General features: G+C 56.2%; 19 protein-coding genes. 3 read left to right on the top strand and 16 right to left on the bottom strand.

What is annotated here, in order from left to right:
- Positions 1–176 precede the first annotated feature (176 nt).
- Together ABIC80_RS13710 and ABIC80_RS13705 are read left to right on the top strand one after the other, a co-directional pair.
- Positions 177–641: a helix-turn-helix domain-containing protein gene (locus ABIC80_RS13710; protein ID WP_429177507.1), complete on the top strand. Its 465-nt coding sequence runs from the start codon at positions 177–179 to the stop codon at positions 639–641.
- A 168-nt stretch (positions 642–809) separates the two neighbouring features.
- Entirely contained in the window at positions 810–1,571 is a 762-nt protein-coding gene (locus ABIC80_RS13705; protein WP_429177505.1) for a hypothetical protein, read from the top strand.
- A 302-nt stretch (positions 1,572–1,873) separates the two neighbouring features.
- Here ABIC80_RS13705 and ABIC80_RS13700 read toward each other — a convergent pair whose 3' ends face one another.
- Together ABIC80_RS13700 and ABIC80_RS13695 are read right to left on the bottom strand one after the other, a co-directional pair.
- Complete coding sequence (locus tag ABIC80_RS13700; protein ID WP_420028319.1) at positions 1,874–2,344, bottom strand: hypothetical protein; 471 nt, start codon at positions 2,342–2,344, stop codon at positions 1,874–1,876.
- A gap of 47 nt (positions 2,345–2,391) precedes the next feature.
- The gene (locus ABIC80_RS13695; RefSeq protein ID WP_326899887.1) at positions 2,392–2,715 is read right to left on the bottom strand and encodes an NIPSNAP family protein; all 324 of its coding nucleotides are present in this window, start codon (positions 2,713–2,715) and stop codon (positions 2,392–2,394) included.
- A 140-nt stretch (positions 2,716–2,855) separates the two neighbouring features.
- Between ABIC80_RS13695 and ABIC80_RS13690 the strand changes: the two genes are divergently transcribed.
- Positions 2,856–3,500: a LysE family translocator gene (locus tag ABIC80_RS13690; protein WP_429177503.1), complete on the top strand. Its 645-nt coding sequence runs from the start codon at positions 2,856–2,858 to the stop codon at positions 3,498–3,500.
- 60 nt (positions 3,501–3,560) lie between these two features.
- Here the strand turns inward: ABIC80_RS13690 and ABIC80_RS13685 are convergent, their stop codons facing one another.
- From ABIC80_RS13685 to ABIC80_RS13620, 14 genes are all read right to left on the bottom strand, one after another.
- Positions 3,561–3,986, bottom strand: a complete 426-nt coding sequence (locus tag ABIC80_RS13685) for an IrmA family protein (RefSeq protein ID WP_312199358.1) — start codon at positions 3,984–3,986, stop codon at positions 3,561–3,563.
- 15 nt (positions 3,987–4,001) lie between these two features.
- Positions 4,002–4,481 carry a hypothetical protein gene (locus ABIC80_RS13680; RefSeq protein WP_232045216.1) on the bottom strand — a complete coding sequence of 160 codons (480 nt, stop codon included), beginning with the start codon at positions 4,479–4,481 and terminating at the stop codon, positions 4,002–4,004.
- A gap of 48 nt (positions 4,482–4,529) precedes the next feature.
- Complete coding sequence (locus tag ABIC80_RS13675) at positions 4,530–5,015, bottom strand: hypothetical protein (protein WP_429177501.1); 486 nt, start codon at positions 5,013–5,015, stop codon at positions 4,530–4,532.
- 10 nt (positions 5,016–5,025) lie between these two features.
- Positions 5,026–5,733 carry a hypothetical protein gene (locus ABIC80_RS13670; protein WP_076769169.1) on the bottom strand — a complete coding sequence of 236 codons (708 nt, stop codon included), beginning with the start codon at positions 5,731–5,733 and terminating at the stop codon, positions 5,026–5,028.
- A 22-nt stretch (positions 5,734–5,755) separates the two neighbouring features.
- Positions 5,756–7,297 carry a formylglycine-generating enzyme family protein gene (locus ABIC80_RS13665; RefSeq protein ID WP_429177499.1) on the bottom strand — a complete coding sequence of 514 codons (1,542 nt, stop codon included), beginning with the start codon at positions 7,295–7,297 and terminating at the stop codon, positions 5,756–5,758.
- Positions 7,287–8,519, bottom strand: coding sequence for an ABC transporter permease (locus tag ABIC80_RS13660; protein WP_312277504.1), 1,233 nt, complete (start codon positions 8,517–8,519; stop codon positions 7,287–7,289). The genes ABIC80_RS13665 and ABIC80_RS13660 overlap by 11 nt, the downstream gene beginning before the upstream one ends.
- A complete protein-coding gene (locus tag ABIC80_RS13655; RefSeq protein WP_233631612.1) occupies positions 8,500–9,186 on the bottom strand; it encodes an ABC transporter ATP-binding protein in 687 nt (228 codons plus the stop codon). The genes ABIC80_RS13660 and ABIC80_RS13655 overlap by 20 nt, the downstream gene beginning before the upstream one ends.
- Complete coding sequence (locus ABIC80_RS13650) at positions 9,186–11,138, bottom strand: vWA domain-containing protein (RefSeq protein WP_288882097.1); 1,953 nt, start codon at positions 11,136–11,138, stop codon at positions 9,186–9,188. Before ABIC80_RS13650 ends, ABIC80_RS13655 begins: the two co-directional genes overlap by 1 nt.
- 9 nt (positions 11,139–11,147) lie before the next feature.
- Complete coding sequence (locus ABIC80_RS13645; protein WP_429177497.1) at positions 11,148–12,140, bottom strand: hypothetical protein; 993 nt, start codon at positions 12,138–12,140, stop codon at positions 11,148–11,150.
- A 6-nt stretch (positions 12,141–12,146) separates the two neighbouring features.
- A complete protein-coding gene (locus ABIC80_RS13640) occupies positions 12,147–14,813 on the bottom strand; it encodes a putative virulence factor (RefSeq protein WP_429177495.1) in 2,667 nt (888 codons plus the stop codon).
- Entirely contained in the window at positions 14,813–17,815 is a 3,003-nt protein-coding gene (locus tag ABIC80_RS13635) for a virulence factor SrfB (protein ID WP_346440133.1), read from the bottom strand. The genes ABIC80_RS13640 and ABIC80_RS13635 overlap by 1 nt, the downstream gene beginning before the upstream one ends.
- Positions 17,816–19,213 carry an SrfA family protein gene (locus ABIC80_RS13630; protein WP_429177639.1) on the bottom strand — a complete coding sequence of 466 codons (1,398 nt, stop codon included), beginning with the start codon at positions 19,211–19,213 and terminating at the stop codon, positions 17,816–17,818.
- A gap of 233 nt (positions 19,214–19,446) precedes the next feature.
- Positions 19,447–20,727 (bottom strand): VWA domain-containing protein, encoded by a 1,281-nt coding sequence (locus ABIC80_RS13625; RefSeq protein ID WP_429177493.1) that lies wholly within the window; start codon positions 20,725–20,727, stop codon positions 19,447–19,449.
- Positions 20,728–20,916: 189 nt separating this feature from the next.
- Positions 20,917–21,702 (bottom strand): phosphotransferase family protein, encoded by a 786-nt coding sequence (locus ABIC80_RS13620; protein WP_429177491.1) that lies wholly within the window; start codon positions 21,700–21,702, stop codon positions 20,917–20,919.
- Positions 21,703–21,761 lie beyond the last annotated feature (59 nt).

The following is a 21,761-nucleotide window of genomic DNA, read 5'->3' as shown; positions in this document are numbered from 1 at the left end:
GATCATCATACTTATCGGGTTTTAAATGTCCCTATTGGTGTTTTTTTTTGAATCAACAAGGATTGTCATGATACAGGCGATGAATGCGAGTGACTAAGCTCGCTGACGTGAGGATGGATTCAAAATGTCTCATAGGGAGCGTGGCCTTACAGTGGTCAAAATTGCACATTCAGTGCATGAAAAAATCTCTGAGAATACAGTTTGGCGAGCGGGTAAAAGAACTGCGCATTGCCACCGGAATGAGCCAGGAAGCGTTTGCTGATCGGTGTGGATTCGCACGTAGCTATATGAGCCGCATTGAACGCGGTGGTTCTAATGCGTCTCTGGATGCGGTTGAGGTGCTGGCTAACGCTCTCAATGTTGAGCCGTGGCAGTTGTTAGCGTCTGACTCATCAGAAGATAACGATCCGGAACTGTTGGTTCCATACGCAGCCGATGGTTCCTGTTTTCACTCCGGTTTGGCGAGCACCCGTGATGGCTCGTTTGGCGTAGGTGATAAAGCGGCTCAGAAGCGTTTTGGCACGTTTTCTGAAGCTCTTGAGTATCTCCGTAGCATGGAGACAGCAAAATGGCGTAGGCCCAATGCCAGTGGCAACTGGGGCATTGTGTCAGCGGTGCGTTGGGACAAACTGAGAAAGTAGCGTCAGGTATAAGTTTATAAATTCTGGATTCTGTATGAATGAACAGTATATATAGACGATTGACTGTCCCCGGTTGAACATACTTCTTGCTTCTGGAAGGGCGAAAAAACCTCGAAATACAGGTGCGTTACATAGGCGTTCCGTATCACTTTAAGATAAAGAGAGACCATGACACAGCCAACTTTTAGAAGAGTCCAAAAAAGAAACCCTCATCAGTTATCTGTTGATCAACATATCCATGCGGCACACTGTATAAAAAAGTTTGCCAACGCAAACAACAAGATTTCCGTTTTTGATAAATCAGTTTCGCAATGGGTGCAGCGTAAGCCAGATGCCGCGATTTTTTGTGCAAAAAGAGCTTGGGATCAACGTGCTGAAAAAGGTTATATGAATAGTATAGAAACCGCATTTTTTGAGGTGATCGATAGTATTGATACCACCATCATAAATAGAAATCATGACGCTATAACTCGTTATTTCCATTTGTGGCGCCTTAGAGGGTCTGCAAGAGATGATGAGAAAAAAGATTTACTACTTAATGGTGTTACAGGAGGGGGGTTAACTATCGATCAGCAAGAGATTGTGGAAAGTAAGCACGCAATATTTATTGCAGAAGGTGGAGAACTTTCGCATCACTTCGCTAAAGGTATTGAGATACAAATGATGATCGATAAAGCTAGCCATTTCATGAAACCAATAAGATGGGGATTATGGACGGCTGCTAAGGGGGAGTTTTTAGCTGCTGATTACTATCCTGGAGATAGTGATGGTTTAACGCCTTTTATTCCAGTGTCTCCTCAGCATGTGTTCTTTGCTAATACTCCAGATACTAAGATCAATGTTCATAAAGTACGTGAGTTAAATCGTATTTCTGTTGCATCTTCAAAGAACTATTACTTTTGCCGGAGTCTCGAAAACTGTCCGCTTTGAGGGATGGCATTGTAAGAAAGTTGTAGTTCCCCCTACAAAAATCTCCTACAATGCATCAAGTTTTTGTTAATAAATCCATGGGATTACGAGATCTTTGGAGCGGGGGTGATTTCCCTTCGCCCGCTCCAGCATTTTCTCTCTCTTCATTTCCCTGCTTTCTGCAACGCATCCTTCACGTTTATATAATGACGCTTATTGCGGCCAGATTTTATTGCCGTTACAGCGGGCGGGTAAAGCGAAGCGTCGCGGCACCAGCACCGCCAGGCAGCACGTCGCCCGTCAGCACTGATGCCGGAAAGCGATTAATTATGTGTGGTGTCCTGGCCGCCGAAGATATTGGAACGGCTGCTGGAAGAGCTGCCATCACTGTTTTTCGTATCCTGACCGTCGAAGATATTCGCGCGACTGCTGGAGGAGCTACCATCGCTATTTTGCGTGTCCTGGCCGTCAAAGATATTGGCGCGGCTGCTGGAAGAGCTACCGTCGCTGTTTTTCGTATCCTGGCCGCCAAAGATATTGGCTCTGCTGCTTGAGGTTCTTCCGTCGCTATATTTCGTGTCCTGCCCACCAAAAATGTTGGAGCGGCTGCTGGATGTTGTGCCATCGTCATAGCGGCAATCCTCTCCGCCAAAAATGTTAGACCGGCAGCTGTCCGCCATCGCGCTATTCAGCGAGCCGGCAAACAGAAAAAAACCTAAAAACAGTGCCCTGGTATTCATAGCGTCTCTCTGAAAAGTGAGCTTATCTGCGGATATGGGAATCTGAATCAGCACGAATTATGCCTGACACCGCCCGGATGTCATTCCCCTGGCTCTGGTAGTTATCGCAGCCCTTCCACACCTTCCGGCGACAGCGTCATAACCGTTTTCAGGCTCGTTTCAATGCTGCTCACAATCGCCTCTCGCGGGCCACTGCGCCACGCATCGCTGGCATAAAAGGCCTCCAGCACCGCAGCCATACTTTCCGGGCTGGCAAAAGCGCGGATCAGGCAGTAGCAATCGGGATCGTGCAATGAGTTGCCAAACCTCACGACATCAATGCCGTGGCGCTGATGCAGGGGAACGCTGATCTCCTGCATGATGGCGTGAAACGCCGCGCCGCTTCCCGGACGCAAGGTGTATTGTAATATTTCAACCGTCTTCACAATTTTCATCCCTATTAAGTGCCATCAGAGGTCAGTTATGAAAAGCATAACTATTCTTCTGGCGGCATAACTATTCATTCCAGGTATGGATTACTGCCTCATTCCGATGTTAACTTATGCTTCTGAATAGGGAGGGAGTGATGCTGGATATTACACATTTTGGGCTGTTTGCCCTGTCAGTTTTTCTGTTATCGGTGACGCCAGGGCCGGACATGGCTTATGTCATCGGGCAAAGCGTGGCTAACGGGCGTCGCGCCGGGGTGATCTCCGCGGCGGGGGTGGCGTTGGGCAGTTGTACGCATGCCGTGGCCAGCGCCGTCGGGTTAACGGCGCTGATCACCGCCTCACCGCTGATGTTTACGGTAATTAAATACCTCGGCGCAGCCTACCTGCTCTACCTCGGCAGTAAGATGATCCTCGGCACATTCGCCAAACCGCGCGTTGAGGGCGAGGAGAGTGCGCCCAGCAAAGCGAAAGCGACCACCCGCACGCTGCTCTCCCGTGGGTTTATCACCACGCTCACCAACCCGAAAGTGCTGCTCTTCTTTATCTCATTCTTCCCGCAGTTCGTGGTGGCGGATGGCAATCAGCATGCTGCCTCATTTCTTATTCTTGGCTTCGCTTACGCGCTAATTGCGTTCCTGACCGATATCACTTTCGCCCTGCTGGCAGGCAGTGCGGCGGGCGCGGTTTCGCAAAACAGGGGCCTGCAAAAGCTGCTCGACCGCATTGTCGGCACCACGTTTATTGCGCTAGGTATTCGGCTGGCGCTCACGAAGCGCTAAGGGTTAGAACAAAAAAAGCGCGCCGTTATTGCTTACCGGCGCGCTTTTTTTCTGTCGGAGTTACTTATCTCGTGGCGCCGTCACGATGGTAAATGGCGTGAAGTGGCGCGGCGTGATAAGCGAAAGAGGTAACCGCTTCTGCACGCCGTTGTCGACCTCAGCGAGTGAAGTAATGCGGATGCTTAACGTATCATCGCAATAGTGCTCCCCTTCAGCAGAGGTTGACTGATAACGCGTGGCCTCTGAGGTGCCAAAGGGCGCAACGACTAAGTGATCCACGCTCACGACTTCCTGGCGTGCGTTAACCAGTTCAATACCAATATCCAGCTGGCCGACCGGCTCCGTGCCGCTATCGAGAGTAAAAGTTGCGCTGCACATCCCCTGGTTAGCCCATACCGTATCCGAGTGCCAAATCTCAATGGCCAGCGCGGGTTTTAGCATCACAAAAGGCAGTAAAAACGGCCACAAATAACGGCGTGAGATCATCTGTTCCGTCCACTGTTAATCGGCATAGCCGTAGGTATCGTCATCGCCGGTATCGCTCTCTTTCACAAGATTTTCACCGCGATAATTCGTGTTCAAAAAGCCGCCGTTAGTGCATTCGCGCTTCATAATGCGTTTTTTGCCCTGGTAAACTTTCAGGCCGGTGAACTCCCATCCTCTGCCCATCCCGCTATAGACCACATAACTGAAGTTGCCGTTAATAAAGCGGTAGTAGAGGGAGCCGCCCCCAGCGAAGGTCATCTCACCAACGCGGACCTGGGTTTTATCACCTTCAATGCGCGGTAGAGTCATCTCGACTTGCTCAATAGAGCCGTAATAGTAAGTCGGGACGTTATCCTTCAGGCGAATAACAACGCCTTTCTCATTCGGCAAATCACAGTTAAATATCAAATCCGGGTCGGGGATTTCCGCCTGCGCATAGGTTGCTACGGACATTGCTGCGAGCAATATCGCAATCATAGAGATGCGTTTCATCATGGGTTCCTGATAGTGTCATCCCGCCGACGCAGCGCCGGCGGGCGAAGTTTATTGCGTCGCTAAGGTTTGCTGAAGTTCCGACAGCTGACCCTGCAATTTCTGCAGCTCCATCTGTTTTTCCATCTCGGAAGCTGAAGGGCGGTTTTGCGCCTCTTTCATCTTCTTCTCAAGCGCGGCGATCTGTTTTTGCATATCGGCCCGGCCTGCGTTTTTCTGCTTCAGCTGCGCAATCAGGTTATTCATCGAACGTTGCAGCGCCTGCTGTGATTTACGCTTGCTGGCGACGCTGGCATTGCTCTGCTGCTTCTCCTGTTCAATCGCCGCATAGACCGCGTTGAACTCCTTGTTTAACTGCTGCTCATGTTGCAGGGTCTGCTGCTTCTGCTCAACGCGCTTATCCCAGGTGCCGGAGTAGTTACAGTTAAATTTGGTAATAATGCTGACGTCGCCGGCGGTCGGGTCACAATCACGCGCATTTGTCGCGCAGCCAGCCAGTAACAGCGCGCTCAACATCATTAAAATCTTCTTATGCATAGCGTGATCCTCAGCTAACTTTCAGTGCGGTACGTTGGGTATAGAGGCTGTCGAGTTCACCCTGCAACGAGCCAATTTGATCGCGCATCTGCGCAATTTCAGCGTCGAGCTTCTTGGTATCGCCGCCGGTTCTGTGCATATCAGAGGAGATATCCTGCCACTGCTGCTGATGTTTTTTCATATCGGTCAGCGTGTTACGCAGATAAGCGATGTTGGCATCGACGCCTTTAACCTGCTGTTGCAGCGCATCTTTCTTCACTTTCCTTGCGGCAATGTCCTTCTCAAGCTTCGCCAGCGTCAGCTTGTCGCTGGCAATAACCGATTTCGCCACGTTAGTCGCATTCTGGATGCGGGTGTTTTCCGCCTGGATATCGCGAATGGAGGCATTCAACTGCTCCTCCTGCGAGGCATATTTTTTACGCTGGTTATCAAGGTAGGCGTTAGCACCAACCCCGACGCCGCAGCCTGCCACCGCGGCAGCAATCATGCACACCGCTTTATTGCTTGAGTTACTTGCCGCGCAGGCCAGCGCGCCGAGCAGCGCGCCGCCAGCACAGGCCATGACGCCCGATTTATTAAAAAACTCGACGTCCTGGTTATTGGCTAAACGGGGATCGACACTCCCACTGCCGCCCATACCGCCCGAACTCTGGCAACCCGCCAGCACCACAATCAACCCAGCCACTACTGCTGTACGTAACCGTTTAAAAGCAACCATCACCACTCTCTCCTGAATGTCCTTAATTATTTTTTTTACAAGCGCTCAGCCACGCATCGCGCGCCACTTTGCCATCTTTCCAGTAGCCCTGAAGATTGCCCCAGTAGGTATTCAGGTAACCGTTTAGATTGGTTTTACCGCGCGCCGCCATCTGTTGCTGAACGACGGTCATCTGCGGATCGATCAGGCTCTTGTTATAGGTCGTGCCCATATCCACCAGCGTGTCGGCGTAATAGCTGGTGATAAACTCCAGCGCTTTTTTATGCTGATCGAGCTGCTCCTGGCGACGCGAACAGTTGGCATCCAGCTGGCTCCCGGCGGCACACGTTTTGCTATAAAGCTGGTTAAGGCGATCGAGAAACTCGCCGTCATCTTTCATCTTGGTGCACAAAAAGGCGCCCAGCTGCAAAGAGGTGCGGATCGCCTGGTCGCGTTGCTCATCCCGCAGCTGGCTATTGGCTCGCAGTTCATTACGCAGCGACTCCAGCTCCTTTTTCACACCTTCATCCTGCACTTTGGCGGAGATGGCATTCAGGTTCTGTAATGAGTCCGCGCCTTCGCCCGGTTTCTTCGCCGCTTTGCTCTCGGTACCCAGCGCCTGCCACTCTTTTTCAATCTCTTTGATGCGATCCCGCGATGTGAGGGTGGTTGAGACCAGAACTAAGCGCATGCCAGTCGCCTTGCTGCTGTTTTCACCTTGCGCGGTGTAATAGGGCTCTTCCCCGCGCAGCGAACTGCGAATATCGGCCTGCGGCGTTAAGTAGCTGCCGCCGCGCACGATATAGCCGCCCGCTTTGCCATGCAGGCGGTCAAGTTTATTTAAGCGAAACGGCTCAAACATCATTTCGCCAACGTTGCCGAGCATATCGTGCAGACCCAGCGGGTTCGGTTTAAGCAGGCCGGTAAGCTGAAGTTTGTTATTTGCTGACTGCGCCCCCGCGAACCAGACATAGCCATTCAGGCCTTCCGGCATCGGGAAGTGGCGATCGCGAAACTCCGCCGACGAGACAGACAGCCCGCCGCGCGCGGCAAACTCCCATTCGGTTTCCGTCGGCAGACGTAAAAAGCCCGGCTGCTTATCATCCTGCGGCAGTGCGTCCGGCTTCTCTTTTCGCAGCCACAGGTTGTATTTATCGGCAATCGACATGGCGTCCATCCAGCCGATATTGACCTTCGGCAGACGACCTTTGATATCGGGTTTGGCGCAATCACCGGAGAGTGCGCGATACTGCAAATCCGTCAGCTCATATTTGGCCATCAGGTAGTAACGGCCTTTCTCTTTCTTCTCTTGCGGGAAGCTACCGGCGATATGGTCCGGGCGTGACTGTTCGATATAGCCCCACTCGTTGCCCTCTTCGCCAAGCGTAATGCTGTAATCGGCTAACGGCTTATCCAGAGGAATAGCAACCTTACGAAACGCCATTGCGCCATCGCAGGGCAGCGGCAGGATCACATCATCGGCCAAGGGTTTTGGGTTCCAGAACTTCTCATCCCACGTTGCGTTTGCCGCGCAGGAAAAGCCTAACCCGGCCGCAGCCAGCGTCAGTAACAGGTTAAATTTCACGTAAACTCTCCGCAGGTTCGATCTTTAACGCCCGCAGCGCGCCAATCGCGGCAACGCCCAGCGCCACGGCCAGCACGCTCAGGAAGGCGGCGGCAAAGTGGCCAGGATCAAGGTGACAAACAAAAGCGCTTTCGGGGAGATTAGCGCCCAGAAGGTGGTTAAACAGCGCGCTGCCCGCGCCATAAATCAACAGGCCAGCAATAAACGCAACGCCCGTCAGGCAGAGCGCCTGGATCATGATAAACAGCGTCACCGCCTGGCGGCGAAAACCGAGCAGGCGCAGCACTGCCATATCTTTGCGTTTACGATCGATATTGGCGATAAACGCGCCAATAAGCGACGCAATGCAGCCCGAGGCCGAGATCCAGGCGATTACCGCGAAAATCACCCCCAGCACGCGATCGATGGCGCGCACCGCTTCAATCTGCGCGGCCTGGGTTATCGCTTCGATATGTTGCGACTCAAGCCATTGCGCCAGGGGGGCAACATCATCCAGCGTGGCGGCATAGAGCCGTGCGCGCGCAAAGTTATGCCGCTCGCGCGCGTTTTCACCGTCGGTAACGCCGAGCAGCGGCACCTGGAAACCGTCGCGATAATCTTCCAGCGCCACCAGCAGAGGCAGGTCGACAAACAGCGCAGGGCGTGCAAAGCGCGCCTCGTCGAGAATGGCACCGACGCTGACGGAGAGCGATGTGCGCTGGTTCTGCCCGTCGCGTTTACGGCTGACAAACAGCCGGAACGTGTCGCCCGCTTTCACGTCGAGCTTACGGGCAGCGCTGTTGCTCAGTACCACGGTGCTGCCGTGCGGCAGCACTCCGCTCTCACGCAGCAGCGGATCGCCTTTCGCGGAAGGGATCACCTCTGCACCAGCGGCAAAATGTTGCCCGTCGCGCACCAGGTCTGCCTGGGTATTCAGCGATCGCGTAAGCGGTATTGAGAAGCCAACTTCCGGGCGTGCCGCGAGCGCGTTGAGCCACGCAAGATCGTAGTTACCGTTGCCGGTCATCCGCACTTCCCGCGTGCGTGGATCGTCAAGCAGATCGTGGCGCAGCTGGCTGACGATACCGTTTTTTAAGCCAAACAAGAGAAGTAGCGGGGCGATCACCGCGATCAGCGAGAAGACAATACAGAGCGCCACTTTTCGATCGTGGATCAGATCGCGCAGCGCCATATTCAGTAGTAGCCCCATCCTGGGGCGAGTTTCAGGCAGGCTGGAAGACACTTTGCCCCTCCTGCATCACGGCGCGATAACAGCGCAGATTGCACTCGCTCACCCGCTGCCAGTCATGGCTGACGATCACCGCCGCCATCTCCATTGCCCGCACCATTTCAATCATTAGCGCAAACAGGCGGCTGGCGTTATCGGGATCGAGCGCAGCGGTTGGCTCATCTGCCAGCAGCAGGCGCGGCTGGTGGGCGATAGCGCGCACAAACGCCACGCGCTGACGCTCGCCAATCGACAGGCGGGAAGGCAGCTGATGCAGCAGCGGGGCAATGCCGAGCCGATCAATCGCGGTCTTAAGCCACGGCGATTGCACCGTTTGCCCGACCAGCCGACGGGTGAGGGTGATGTTCTCCTGCACCGTCAGCCACGGCAGCAGCCCGCCGTGCTGGAGCACAAAGCCGAGATCCCGCGCGCGAATACCCGACAGCGCGGCTTCATCATTCGCGAGCAGCGCCGGGGTAAGATCCCGCTCGCCGAGGCGATACTCCGACAGCTGTTCCGGGCGCAGGATCGCGCCCATCATCTCCAGCAGGGTGCTCTTACCGCAGCCGCTGGGGCCGGTAAGCGCAACTACTTCACCGGGCGCCAGCGTCAGCTCCGGTAGCGAGACCCGGTAGCCCTGCGTGCCGCCGCGGCGGATCGCCATTTCGCGTATGTGTAGCATTACGGCAGGTTTTCCAGCGGCACAGGGTAGACGTTGTCACGCGGATCGCTGTCCGGTGCCAGCGAGATCCAGCGGTCAACATCCTGGTTATAGCGCTGGTAGTAGTTCAGCTTGGTATTGAGACGGCGAATAAACCGCTCCTGCTCAAGGCCATCCCAGCTCTTCCAGGTCTCTTCATCAAGGCTCAGTACTTCACTCAGGTACGGCAACCCTTCAATGTATTCACCCAGCAGACCCAATTCACCCAGACGTGTGGCGTTTTTGCTTTTCGCCTGGTTCGGATCGTTGCCCATCGTTGCGGCCAGCGAACGCAGGCTGGCGAACATATCGTCTGGCGAGATCAACCCTTCGTTGGCGGCATTGACGATCTTCTTCATCACATCACTCAGATCGCTCAGCTCGCTTTTGGTCAGCAGGACACGCACTTCAGTGGCGGGAATGTTCTGGTTCACCAAATCGCGATCGCTGATCCAGGATTTAAACACCGGCGGTGCCTGGGTCCCCTGTTTTTCACCGAGATAGGCAAGGCGCATCGCTTTGCTCAGCTTATCCGCATCGCTCAGCAGCGGGTCGGCTTTCTTACCGGCATACTCTTCGCTGGCGCCCAGCGCGCTGCCCGCCGTCTCTTCGCCGCTCCAGGCGGTTTTGATCTGGCCAGTGATGGCGTTCGCCAGGCTATCGACCATGGTGCCGAAGTTGTTCACATCGCCGGAGTCGATCGGGTAGTAGAGCGGTTTATGCAGGAACGGGTTGAGCGTCAGATCCTGATACTGCGCCTCGGCAGCAGCATGGTTTTTCTTACCGCTCGGGGTTTTGAGATGCAGGGTATAAAGCGCCACACCACGATAGGCCGCTTCCTGGCGAACCTGTGCGGCATCAAGATGTGTAGAGGAGAGGTTATCTCCGCCCTCCAGCGCGCCGGCGTCGGTAATCAGGATCACGTAACGTGCGCCAAACTGCGTCCAGTCGACCTTATCAAGCGCCGTCATCACACCGCCATAAGCATCCTCATCCACTTTGCTGCTGGAGACCGTGGCTTGCTTCAGATCGTGTACTTTGGCGAGGAAATCTTTGCCATCTTTCACCGTATTGGGGTCAACATACATCTTGCTGTCATACTCCAGCCCCGGCACGGCTTTGACATTAGAGCGGAAGGCCACCAGCCCGAACTTCACCTGATCCTGGAGGTGCTCCTTTTCAATGCGCTGATAGATCTTATCGATCGCCTCTTTAGTGCGGTCGATATAGGGGCCCATCGAAATGGTGGAGTCGATTACAAACACCACCGACGCCGAAAAGCCCTTCATCATGTTCTTCTCGTCAGCCGCTTTTGCCGCTTTCTCCGGCGCTTTTTCACTGACCGAGGCAACATTAAGCACGCGCACCTGGAAACCGCTGTCGGTAAAGACATCGTCAGAGCCTAACACTGGCAGCAGGTAGAAGTTTTTCTGCTGATCGACCATGTAATCCGGCTCTTTCGCCAGCACCTGCGGCACGGGTTTATTGCTCTTCAGATTGGCCAATAACGGATCGAGCGCGGCAGCCGGTTTAGGGTTATTCAGCAACGATTCGACGTCGCTCTTATCGCGGAAAAAGAGCATCGGGTGGCGACCCGCCGGGTTGGTAAACGCCAGCGTGAGCTGCATCTTCCAGTCGACGGTACAGGCGGCTTTAAGCCAGCCGGAAACATGACCGAAGCTATCCGGCCCGACCTGCAGCCACTCATCCTGGCCCTGCTTGCTGCGCTGATAAACGTAGAAGCGGCTAAACGCCGGCTGCTCTTTACCGGCCTCGCCCGCTTTCGGTGCCAGCTGGCAGCCCGGGTAGGTGAGAACACGCTGATAAAGGCTATGTTTCCCCTCCTGCAGCAGCGGTTTTTGATCGGCGGCGTGCGCGCCCATGGTGGCGGCCGTTAAGCACAGAAATCCGCCCAGCCAGACTCTCGTTTTCATCCTTTAATCCTATTTTTTCAGCTCGGCAAGACGGGCTTTCGCCCCGCTGTTTTGTGAGTCCTGGTTGACCACAATCTCGTACCAATAGATTGCGGTTTGCGCATCCGGGCTAAAGCAACCCCCGCTCTGCGCGGTTTTCGGGTCATACTCTTCGGCATAACGCATCGCCATCTGGGTATCGCCAGACTGCGCTTTATAGGCGTACAAGCGTTGCGCGACATCACACTGCTTCGCCGCTTTTGCTTTCGCGATCACCTCCAGCAGTTGCGCACTGCTTGGCTGGCTGCGCAGGCACCCTTTCACAAATGCCAGTTCATTGCCTTTGGTCATCAGATCGTCGCCGCACGGGCCGCTGGCTTTCGCCGCGGCCGCAGGGGCTGCCGCAGGTGGCGGTGTCTCTTCGGCTGGCGCTTCGGGGCTACGCATAAACCACCATGCCGCAGCGGCGGCGGCGATCAGCAGTAGAAGCACCACCAGTGCAATAATCAGCCCTTTACCTCTCTTCGCTTTTGGCTCCTCGACAGGCTGCGGTGCAGGCGCCTCAGAAACCACCGGTGCGGGTTCCGGTACCGGTGGCGGCGTTGGCTCAACGGTAGGTGGCGTCGGCGGGGTGTCATTCAGGGAACGGGTGTTGACCGGCAGCGGGTTCTCGCCGCCCGCCTGAGAGCTGAGCAAGCCTTCGCTGATCATCAGGATCCCCATATCGCGCGAGGCGTCATCTTTGATGGCGATGCGATAGGCTGCCTGGCGGTTGGCCAGCAGGGGATCAACCAGCGACGGGCCGACCTGCACGGTGGGCACGCCCTCGTCAAGGGTGAGCGTCGGCAGCGCCAGAAAGACTTCCGCGCTGCTCCAGCCGCCATCGTTGTCGAGATAGAGCGAATCCTGGTTACGCAGCACCGAGATCATCACGCCATCCATGCCCCCTTTCCACGCTTTCAACAGTAGTTGCGCATAGCCCGGGATGACGGGCTGAAGGGCTTTAAGTTCGGGTTTGATCACCTGCTATTACTCCTGTGAAGTCTGAATCTGACGGATGATGGCGCCCAGTTTTTCGTTCTGCGCCACGCTGATCTCCCGACCGGCCGAATGGCCCGCATTCTCGGTAATCATCGACTCCAGCCCCACCAGCCAGTCGATAATGAACATGGCGGTGTAGTTCAGTTGTTGCGGCGTTAAACGCGCCAGACGCTCGTCGTCTTTCCACACCACGCTGTCGCACTGAGAGGGGCGGGTGAAAATGTGCTGCTCCGGCATATTCAAGCGTGTCGGGCGTTTCGCTGCGGGCATCTCGAGGTACCCAAGCCAGGTAATAAAATCGCCCATCACATGCAGGATGCGCGACACCTGGCGGTCCACCATCTGCTCCAGCAGCACGCCTGCCTGCTCGGTATTGGTCATCACCTCAACGAGCTTCTCTTCGATGCGCAGACGGAGCAGGGCGGTAATCAGTTCATCGGCCAGCGCGTCGATAATCGGGCGCGGTAAATTGATGTAGTTGAGCAACGCCGGGCTTTCCGACAAGCCACGCAGATGGTTGATCCAGTGCTGTACGCTCTGATGCGCGAAGGCAATTTCGTGGCTATAGGTCGTTGCCGCAGGTGCTTCAGCCCCAAAGGCAGCGCCAACACCGATATCGAAGATATCCAGCTCTTCAGGCGTCTCTTCCTGCACCGGCAACGTGGTTTGTTGCAGATAGAGCGCCTGCAAATCGCGGCGCGTCGGCACCAGGCGCAGCAATAGCTCGCCGTGCATACCGCTGCGTTTTTTCAGCACATCCAGAATGTCGCGGGCAATCTGCGCCTTTTTCGCCGCATCCTCTTCGCCGTCTGGCTGATACCAGTTGCCTAAACCGCCCTCGATCAGCTCATCGCGGATCTCCTGCAACTGCTCGGCAATGCGCTCGAGCTTCACTTCCGGACGCGCAACGGTCGAGAGGTAATCAGCCATGCGGCGCATCCCGCCGTCGTTAAGCTCGAGCATCGCGTCCCAGGCTTCATCCGGCGAGGCGATATAGCGGTTAACCGCTTCATCTTCAAGGAAGGTTTTGCGCATCAACTGGAGCTGCGGCAGGTTCTCTTCGCTAAACGCCGCTTCGTTACCGTCGCTAATACGAATAAACGGCGTCTGCTGGCGCGGCTTGCGCACAAGGAAGGTGTTGTTAAACGCCTGTCCGCGCTGCCACTCCTGCATCCATTTGTACTGACCGAAACGCTCGGTCATCGCCATTTTGATCATCCCGCCCAGCCCCCAGGACTGTCGCAGGATTGCCTCCTCTTGCGACAGCCCCTGGCTGATGCGCAGATCGAACATGGTCAGCGCCCAAATTAGCCCTGGCAGACGGCGGCCGCGCGCCTCGGCGTCGGCACCCTGGGTGTAGCGGATCCACTCATCGAGCACGCCGCCCACCTCTTTCACATCCGACTGCTTGGTCGAGGCTGTACAGACCACCAGGACGTTCATCTCCTGGTTTTCGGTATAGCGCTCAAAGAGATAAGCGACTTTGCCACGTAAAATCAGCTGCGCCAGCGGGTTGCTCTCTTCGCTATTAACCGCGCGGCGAATATCATCCATCGACTCAACGCCGAGGCGCCCGCGATAACCGGGGAAATCGAGCAGATCGACGGTCTCAAACAGCGGCTCGCGGGTCGAGGCGACCAGCGGGATATGCAACTCAACGGTTAATGCCGTTAATTCTGCCAGCGAGAGGGTGACGGGCGCTGCGGCCTGGCCCTCTACCACCGGACAGACCTCAATGCGGATATCGGTCTCTTTATTCAGCCGCTCCAGCATGTCGACATTCATAATGCTGTCGCGCTGCACCAGCAGGCCATTCTCTTCACTGACCAGCGTGCTTAACGGTGCCCACACTTCCTGCGCGCCGCCCAGCCGATGCAGGGTTTGCGCAAAACGGATATAGGCTTCGGTCAGCTCTGCCACCTCGCCCCATAACACCGAGAAGAGCTGGCCGCGATCCTCCGGCGTCAGCCACGGCGCCAGCGTAATCGCCTGCGGCCAGTAGTGCAGCGCTAAGCGGCTCTGGCTTTTTTCCGCATGGCGGCTCAGGTAATCCCACAGCGAGACGACATCATCTTCACTGATGCCCGCCACGCGGGTTGGGCGACGGCGTTTGGTCAGCGAGGCCAGCAGATCGTTGATGCGCCCTTCGTCATACTGCCAGTCAAATTTTTCCTGGTTAAAATCATGGATAAAGGCGTTGGCGAGAATTTTGCCCATCTCGATTTCGCTAAACAGTTGCAGCGTCACCGGCCAGCGCTCGTCGCCGCCAACCTGACGGCGGCTAAAGCGCGTCACCAGGCCGGTTGCCTCTTTGCCGCCGCCCGGCGGGTTGATGTGGGTCAGAAAATCGAGCTGTTTACCGCCGAGGCGGGTCTCCAGCTTGCCGTTTTCACCCGCCGCCAGCGCGGAAATCAGGTAGGATTTGCCCGCCTGCGACAGGCCAAAGAAGCCGATGGTCATCGGTTTAGCCGCTGCCAGCGCCAGACGGCGCGCCTTGTTACGGCTGCGGCGGAGGTTAATCATCAGACGGTCGGCTTCGGTATTAAGACGCGGCGCATCCTGGCGCACCGCATTGATCCACTCAATCGCTTCACCGGCACCGCGTTCAACGCCCTGCCAGCCCTGGATAATTTGCTTCGAATTGATGCTGTTCATTAGCTCTTAATGCTCCCGCTATCCAGCCAGTACTGGCTTTCGCCCATGCCATTGCCAACCATCGTGTTTAACTGGAAGGTCACATCCTTGCGGCTGTAGTTTCGTCTGGCGTTCTCCATCTCCAGCGATTCAATACGGAAACGCTCCGGGCTCACAGCCTCTTCGCCGTTTCGCGCGCGGCCCTGTTCCGCCATCAGCTCAATACGCATCACCGCATCGCCGGCAAGTTCGCTGGCAAGGTTCGGATTGTTGATTTTCAGGGTATAGAGCGACGAGGCCGGCCACCGCTCGTTATCCAGCTGGCGGAAACCGATACGCACTTCACCGCGCGCCTCAAATGGCTGGCCCTGAGGGAGCTGGAAGTCAGCGGCATCGAGGTCGATATCGCTGTAAAAGACGTTGCTGTCTTTAATGACGTTGTTGCCATCCAGCATGCCGAGGTAGCGGATCGTCGAGTAGGCGGTAAAGTTTGCCGCGCGGAAATAGAAGTTGTTGAGACGCGACTTCTCCGCCAGCAGGCAGAGCATCGCGCCGACCACCGCGGTGGATTTCGGATCGTCAATGCACCCTTTTTTGTTGAAGGGATACCAGCCGCCGGTTTCATACCCGTGCAGCGGCAGAACCCGCGTCGGCGGCACCGGCTGGAGCTGGCGAATCAGCGCCTGGATGCCCGGCAGGCGTGAAGGGCGTCCCGTTAACAGCAGCACATCGCAGTTGTAGTGCCAGAGCACTTCACACAGGGCGCGCAGGCTATGGCAGATGTTCATCCGGCCGCTGCGTGGATCGATAAACTCATTATGCAGACGGGCGAGATCGACCTCTAACGGCACATCGAGCAGTGAGAAGGGCGCTTCATTCGCCAGTTGGCCGGTGCGCACCACGTCGTTAACGTAATCCTGCACTTTGGCGGTAGGCGTAGTGCCGGTGAGCAGTTCGCGGAAGGTATAGTTGAGGACTTCGCGGCCACTCTCCGGCTTGTACTCTTCATAGCGATGAAGAATGGCCAGCGCCAGCGGTGAGAAGATTTGCAGCGTCAACTGCTGGCGCAGCACCTGCTTGCCCGCTTCGATCGCTTCGCTGCCGAACAGCTGCGACATCATCGACTCTGCCGCGATATCGCTGTGGCCGACTTTCATCATCGCCGCTTTTACGGCTGGCTGGAGATAGAGACGGATGACATCCAGCAGAATGTCGTCGCCCGCCACTTTGAAGCCTTCACGGAAGAGCTGTTTCGGTGTAATACGCACGTTAATGCCTTTACCGTCATCCAGCGTATAGCGGGTGATCACCAGATCGGTGGTGCCGCCGCCAATGTCGATGGAGGCGATCTTCAGGCTGCGTTGTTCCCCTTCCGCCTGCTGATTATCGGGGCGACGGGTGGCGGCAAAAAACTCATCGGTGCGGCCACCGAAATTGGTCTGCGTTTCGTTATAGAGATAGACCAGCTGTCCGCAGGTCGCTTCATCCCACTTCACATGAACGCCGGGGTGCGGCTGCTTCGCATTGCCGCTCTCTTCGCCGTCGTAATCCATCTCTTCCCACTCCAGCGATTTCCACACCAGGCGGATAGCGTCATGCATGCAGGCTTCAAAAATGGCGCGCTCTGGTTTCGGCATCGCCGGCGGTACGGTCAGGATCACGTTGCGTAAACGACGCGGATGGCTGGCGTGACTCATCTTCAGGCGCTGCGCCGGGCTGTTGATCTGCATTAACGCCTGGCTCAGCACTTCTGAGAGCATCATGGTCATCAATGAACTGCGGCTGTAAACCGGCGAGAAGACCGGCATCCGCTCATCTTCATTGAGGCGAATCAACAGCTTGCCATGATCGTTGAGCATATAGAGCAGCGGTGCGGCGGTTGCCAGCGGTTCACGATCCGATTTGACAAACGCCTGGCTGAAACGCCAGCCCGGAGAGTAGGGCTGATCGTCCCACAGATAGCGCTTCGGGCTGGAGAGGCCGGTTGAGCCTTCGGTGCCTAAACGCTGCGCCGCCATGCGGAAAGCCTCACCGCCGACACGGCCGATGGTCGGCCAGGTAAAGGCGTCGCTGCGCCCGCTTTTCGACGAGAAGTCCTGCTTGCCAAACTCCGCCTGCGCGAACTCCAGTCGGCTCTCAAACGGCTCGTTATAGACAAACTGCGGCTGGCTCAGATCGCGCAATTGCAGCTGATAAAGCTGGGAGAGTCCTTTGTTATCCGCCGCATGCTCCTCAATTAGCACGCCGCAGCTGCGTGAGTTGCCAATATCCAGCACCAGGTCGACGGGGATCGCGGTATCACGAATTTTCACGTCATTGAGTTGTACTTCTGGAATGGCGATGGTCTTTTTCAGCACCTCGAGCAGGTTAAGGAAGTGCGCCTGATGCTCTTTCAGCCCCAGCTTCTCTTCGGTGTCTTCAGGGTGCTGACGCAGCACAGCGTGTGCCTGCCTGGTATAGATATCGTTCAGCCACTCCTCAATCCATGGAAGAGTCAGGAAGTCGCCCATCTGGTGCGGTAAGCAGGCCAGCGCAAAACCGGCCCCGGAACGGACATCATCTTCGCCGGGTGCCAGATATTGTGTATGTTCGCGGTCGGGAAAGATTTTGGTATCGAAAATCAGCGTTGCACGCCAGGTGTTGCCTTTCTCGTCCGGCTCCGGCAGTTGATGAAACTGCACGCGCGACCAGTTAGTCGGCCCGTGAGAAAAGCCGCCCGGTGGGTTGAAGCGAAAGAAGGGCAGCGGCAACCAGATCCCTGCATAAAGGCTCAGGGAATCTTCAATCGCCAGCGCATACTCCGGCTCGGCGTTGCGTGGCGTTTCGCCGTCTGGCGTCGGGACCTGAAACTTGTCGTCACGCTCGTTGTAGATAAGGCGCAGCACCGCACCTTCGCCCTGCTGGCGCAGAAACTCGCCGTAGGCTTTACGCGCGGGCAGGGAGAAAGCGAAGTCGAGGAACTGAATCCCGCTGTCACGGATAAGTTTGACCTGTTTTTTAAAATCAGTGAGCTCAGCCAGCATTTAGTTACTTGCCTCCTGCTTCATCGAAAGGGGGAAAAGGGTACTGGTGCCGTAGCTGCCTTTACAGTCGGCAACGCTCTTAGCACCGGGCGCACAGACGATCTCCGGCATCTGGTAAACCGAGCCATCGGTACATTGCGCTTCACCCTGGTTATTAATGGCCAGCTTGCCGGCCTGGATGGCGGCATTGACCGCGCCGCGGCAGGAGACGCCATCGCCGCGCACCATCTGCACTTCACCTTTGCCATCTTTAATCTGGTAGTTGAGGCTCAGCGGCTTGCCGGTACGCTGATCCTGGATGCCTGCGCCTGCGCGCCATTGGCCATTAAGAAAATCGGTACGCCCCTGCGCCAGCGCTTCCGGCGGCAGGCTTAACGGGTTTTTCGCCTCCACCGGCGCGGTAGCGTTGCCCGCAGTAGCGTTGGGTTCCGCCAGCGCCGGGTCGTTCACCTGCGCCTCTGGCGTCACGGGCTCAACGCCAGCTTGCGCAGGCTCGCTGCCTGTTTCAGGCGCGACCGGCACGGCGGGATCGTTAAGGGCGGCGGCGTTTTCCGGGGCAGCTGTGGCACGCTCTTCATCACTCAACGTGCCGATGCCCGTCGTGCTGCCGCTCACCACTGGCGCAGTAACGCCTTCGGTAGTGCCAACAAAACGTTCAGAGGAGGTGACGGGGAGGGTGGCGCCATTCTCCGCAACCGGAAGGTGCGCATCAGGCAGTGCCGGTTGCTCAACGCTAAAGCCAGGAATGGTTACGCCGGGTACGCAGCCGCGCAGCAGCCACAGCAGCAGAAGTGCTAAAAGAAGCAGCGGTAACAGCCAACATAACCACGCGGGCAGGATCCACCATCCGCGACGCTTCGGCGGCGTTACCACCGGCTCGTTGATCGGCGGCGCGCTGCGCTGCGGGGCCGCGGGCGTAACGGGTTTCGGCGGACGTAAGCAATCCAGCGGATCGATCCGTGCCTGATGGCGGGCGTTGACGAATCCCCAGAAGCTGATCACCGGCTTGCCGTTGACCAGCCAGACATGCTCGGGATCGGGAAATTGCAGGGTTTTTTCCAGCAACTTACCAAACAGCTGCTGCTCCGGCTGGTTGCTCTGGGCGAAATCCTGGCTGAGCTGGCGCAACGTGGCCTGCGTGGTTTCCAGCTGCGCCAGGGCGCTTTGACGTTCGCTCTCCGTGGCCGCTGACCAGGGAATGACATCGCCGGGAAAAGGGGCATACCAGTCAATACGTTCGCCGTGTTCACTAATTTGCGGAATGGCGAGCACATCGGCCGCCGCGCCCTGTTTGCGCAGGCGAAGCGTTTCGCGCAACTGCAGCGCAGAAATATGGACAGCCTGCCCGTTTTCGCCCATCGACTGATATTTATTGAGCTTGTCACTGCACAGAAACATCTCTTTCACGTTGGCAGGTCCTGTGTTTTCTAAAAGATAAAAATGAGCAGAATTAACCCTTGCTACGCTATTTCAGCGAGGTTTAAATTGCTCATCTCAGCATGGGAAAATGCGAAAACGGTAAAGCGTTATCGGCGTTAAGCGCATTTTATTTAGCACTAAGGGAAATTTTTCGCGGCCATTTATTGCGCCAAAAAAATACCAGCGTGCCTAATAGTTTCTCCTGGTGAATATTATTCGCAGCCCTCAGGAATATATTCTTGCATCGCCTTTTTCATGATCTGCTTAAATTCCCGGGTATTGTTTACAGCAAAAACTTTGCCGCCGGTGCTGCTGGCAATACAATTTCCTGCGCCGGTGCTCATAATATCGACGACATTCACCTGCAGGCGCGGTTTACTCTTTTTCAGCTCGCGGGCAACCTGGCAGGGATCGCCGCCGCAGGTTTCATCTCCGTCAGAGACCAGCAAAATGATCGCATCGCGGTTCACGCCATCCACCTTTTTGCCCGCCAGCGCTAAGGCTTCGGCGAGAGGCGTTTTACCGACCGGTTGAATACCTTCAATCCGCTTTTTCAGCGCCGATCGCTGGGCAAAGGGGAAGCTGGGCGACAGGGAGACCTGACGGCAGTTTTCCGCCGCCACCAGGCTGATGTTCATATCGCGCGGGATAGTGTCAATAATGCCTTTGGCCGCGTTACGCGCCAGCGAGATACGGCGCGGTTCACGTTCGATATTCTCGACATATTTCCCCTGGTTCCAGCTGACCAACTCATCCTGCGTGGCATCCATGGTGATGGCCATCGAACCGGAGGCGTCCATAATCACCACCATTTCAGGGGCTTGCTGTTGGGTTCGCTGCGCCGGGCAGACCGCTTTGGTGGGTTTTACCGGCGCTTGCGGCGCAGGTGCCGTTTCAGGTTTCACCGGCTCGCCGGGCGTTACAGCTGGTGGCGCGGGCGTGACGGGTGCTGCTGTTTCGTGCAGTGGCGAACAGCGTGACAACAGCAACAGAATCAGGGCGATAAGCAGTGCCAGAAGTAAAAGCCATGGCCACCAGCGACGGCTTGAGACGGCAGCGGCAGTGGTTGCGGCAGCAGCGGCGCGGGGCGTGCCCTCCGCAGGCGGAACAATCACCGGGTGACCGTCAATTACCCACACCTGCTCAGGTGCAGGAGAGTGACTGGCCGCCTGTAGCAGGCGCAGCATTGTTTCTGGTTCGCTCCCGCTTTGCGCCAGCTTCTGATGCAGTGCCCGAACGCTGTCGAGACGCTGTTCCAGCACGGCGCAGGCGCGGCTCTGCTCGGTTTCACTCAGATCGAGTAAGCGGCGCGGCTGACCATTAATATCGCTATACCACTCAACGGCACCATCATCGGCGATAACCGGGCGGGCATATAAATTTTGGATAGAGGCGGGTAAATAGGTTTCGAGGAGCGTACGAAAAGGCGAAAATGACGTGGCATAATCGGTTAATTCAACTGACGGTTTAACGATCCTTGTTATTCTTATCATTTATATCATTACGCTATCAGTTATTCATACGTGACTATCCCATTTGACTGAAAGGGTAATGAGTATAATCTTAAATACAACCTACCAGAAATAAGGAGTAAACAATTGCGTTGGGAGAAACGTATGATATTTTGCCACTATTAGGCTTTTATTATCCGAATAACCCCGCAGGCAGTCTCAATTATTGGCTCAAATCATTTTTTCCACTTCCCTCAGCCAGTCGGGCAAATAGCTGCGATACCAGTGCTGAAAACGCGGAAAATCCGCTTTCTGTCGCTTGTAAAGGAGCGTAATCACTTCGCTGACAATCCACGCTTTCGCTAAGGCAATATCGCGAGCGAGATCGTTTTCTGACCGCGGATTAAATCGGCAGTAGCGCGCCGCGAGGTGTCGATACTCTTCAGGCGTGCCCATGCCTTTAATCAGCGGGGCTAAATCAATGGCCGGGTGCCCGGTGCTGAACCGCTCCCAGTCAAACAGCACAAACTCGCCGTTCTCGCGCTGCCCCCAGTTGCCAGCATTACTGTCGCCGGAAATCAGGCCCGCTTCGGCAAACAGTCTGTCGCTGTCGCGCTGGCAGCGGCGCAGCACTCTGGCGGCCTCTTCCGGTAAGGCGAGCAGTTGCAGGCTCAGCGCCAGCTGCGCGTCGGGCCAGCGATGGGGGTGATAGTGCCAGTTTTTATCCGGCGCAAAGCGGTGTAAGCGCGCCAGCATCGACACGATGGCGTCGTTTGCGACATTTTGCTGGCTAACAGGGTAGGGGATCGCTTCAAGGGTGAGGACGCGCGTGCTGGCATCGGCTGCCAGCAAGGCTGGAGTAAAAATTTCCGCGCGGTTTAGCTCGGGCGCAACCTGGTGGTAGAAGGCGTACTCAACCTTGCTGACCGGCACTTTCTCAATCACGGTTATTCCGGCAGCATTAACCCTTTTCACCACCCGCGCGGCACCCATTTGCGCCAGATTCTCTGTTGTCATCGATGCTCCACGGTAAGGACATTGCGATAACAGGCAGAGTAAAGGTTACAACCGCACCT

It is taken from the genome of Kosakonia sp. 1610, assembly GCF_050435845.1.
GTDB classification, from domain to species: Bacteria; Pseudomonadota; Gammaproteobacteria; order Enterobacterales; family Enterobacteriaceae; genus Kosakonia; species Kosakonia cowanii.
The sequence above is the reverse complement of the archived record's forward strand: the minus strand, read 5'-3'. Positions and strand labels throughout refer to the sequence as shown.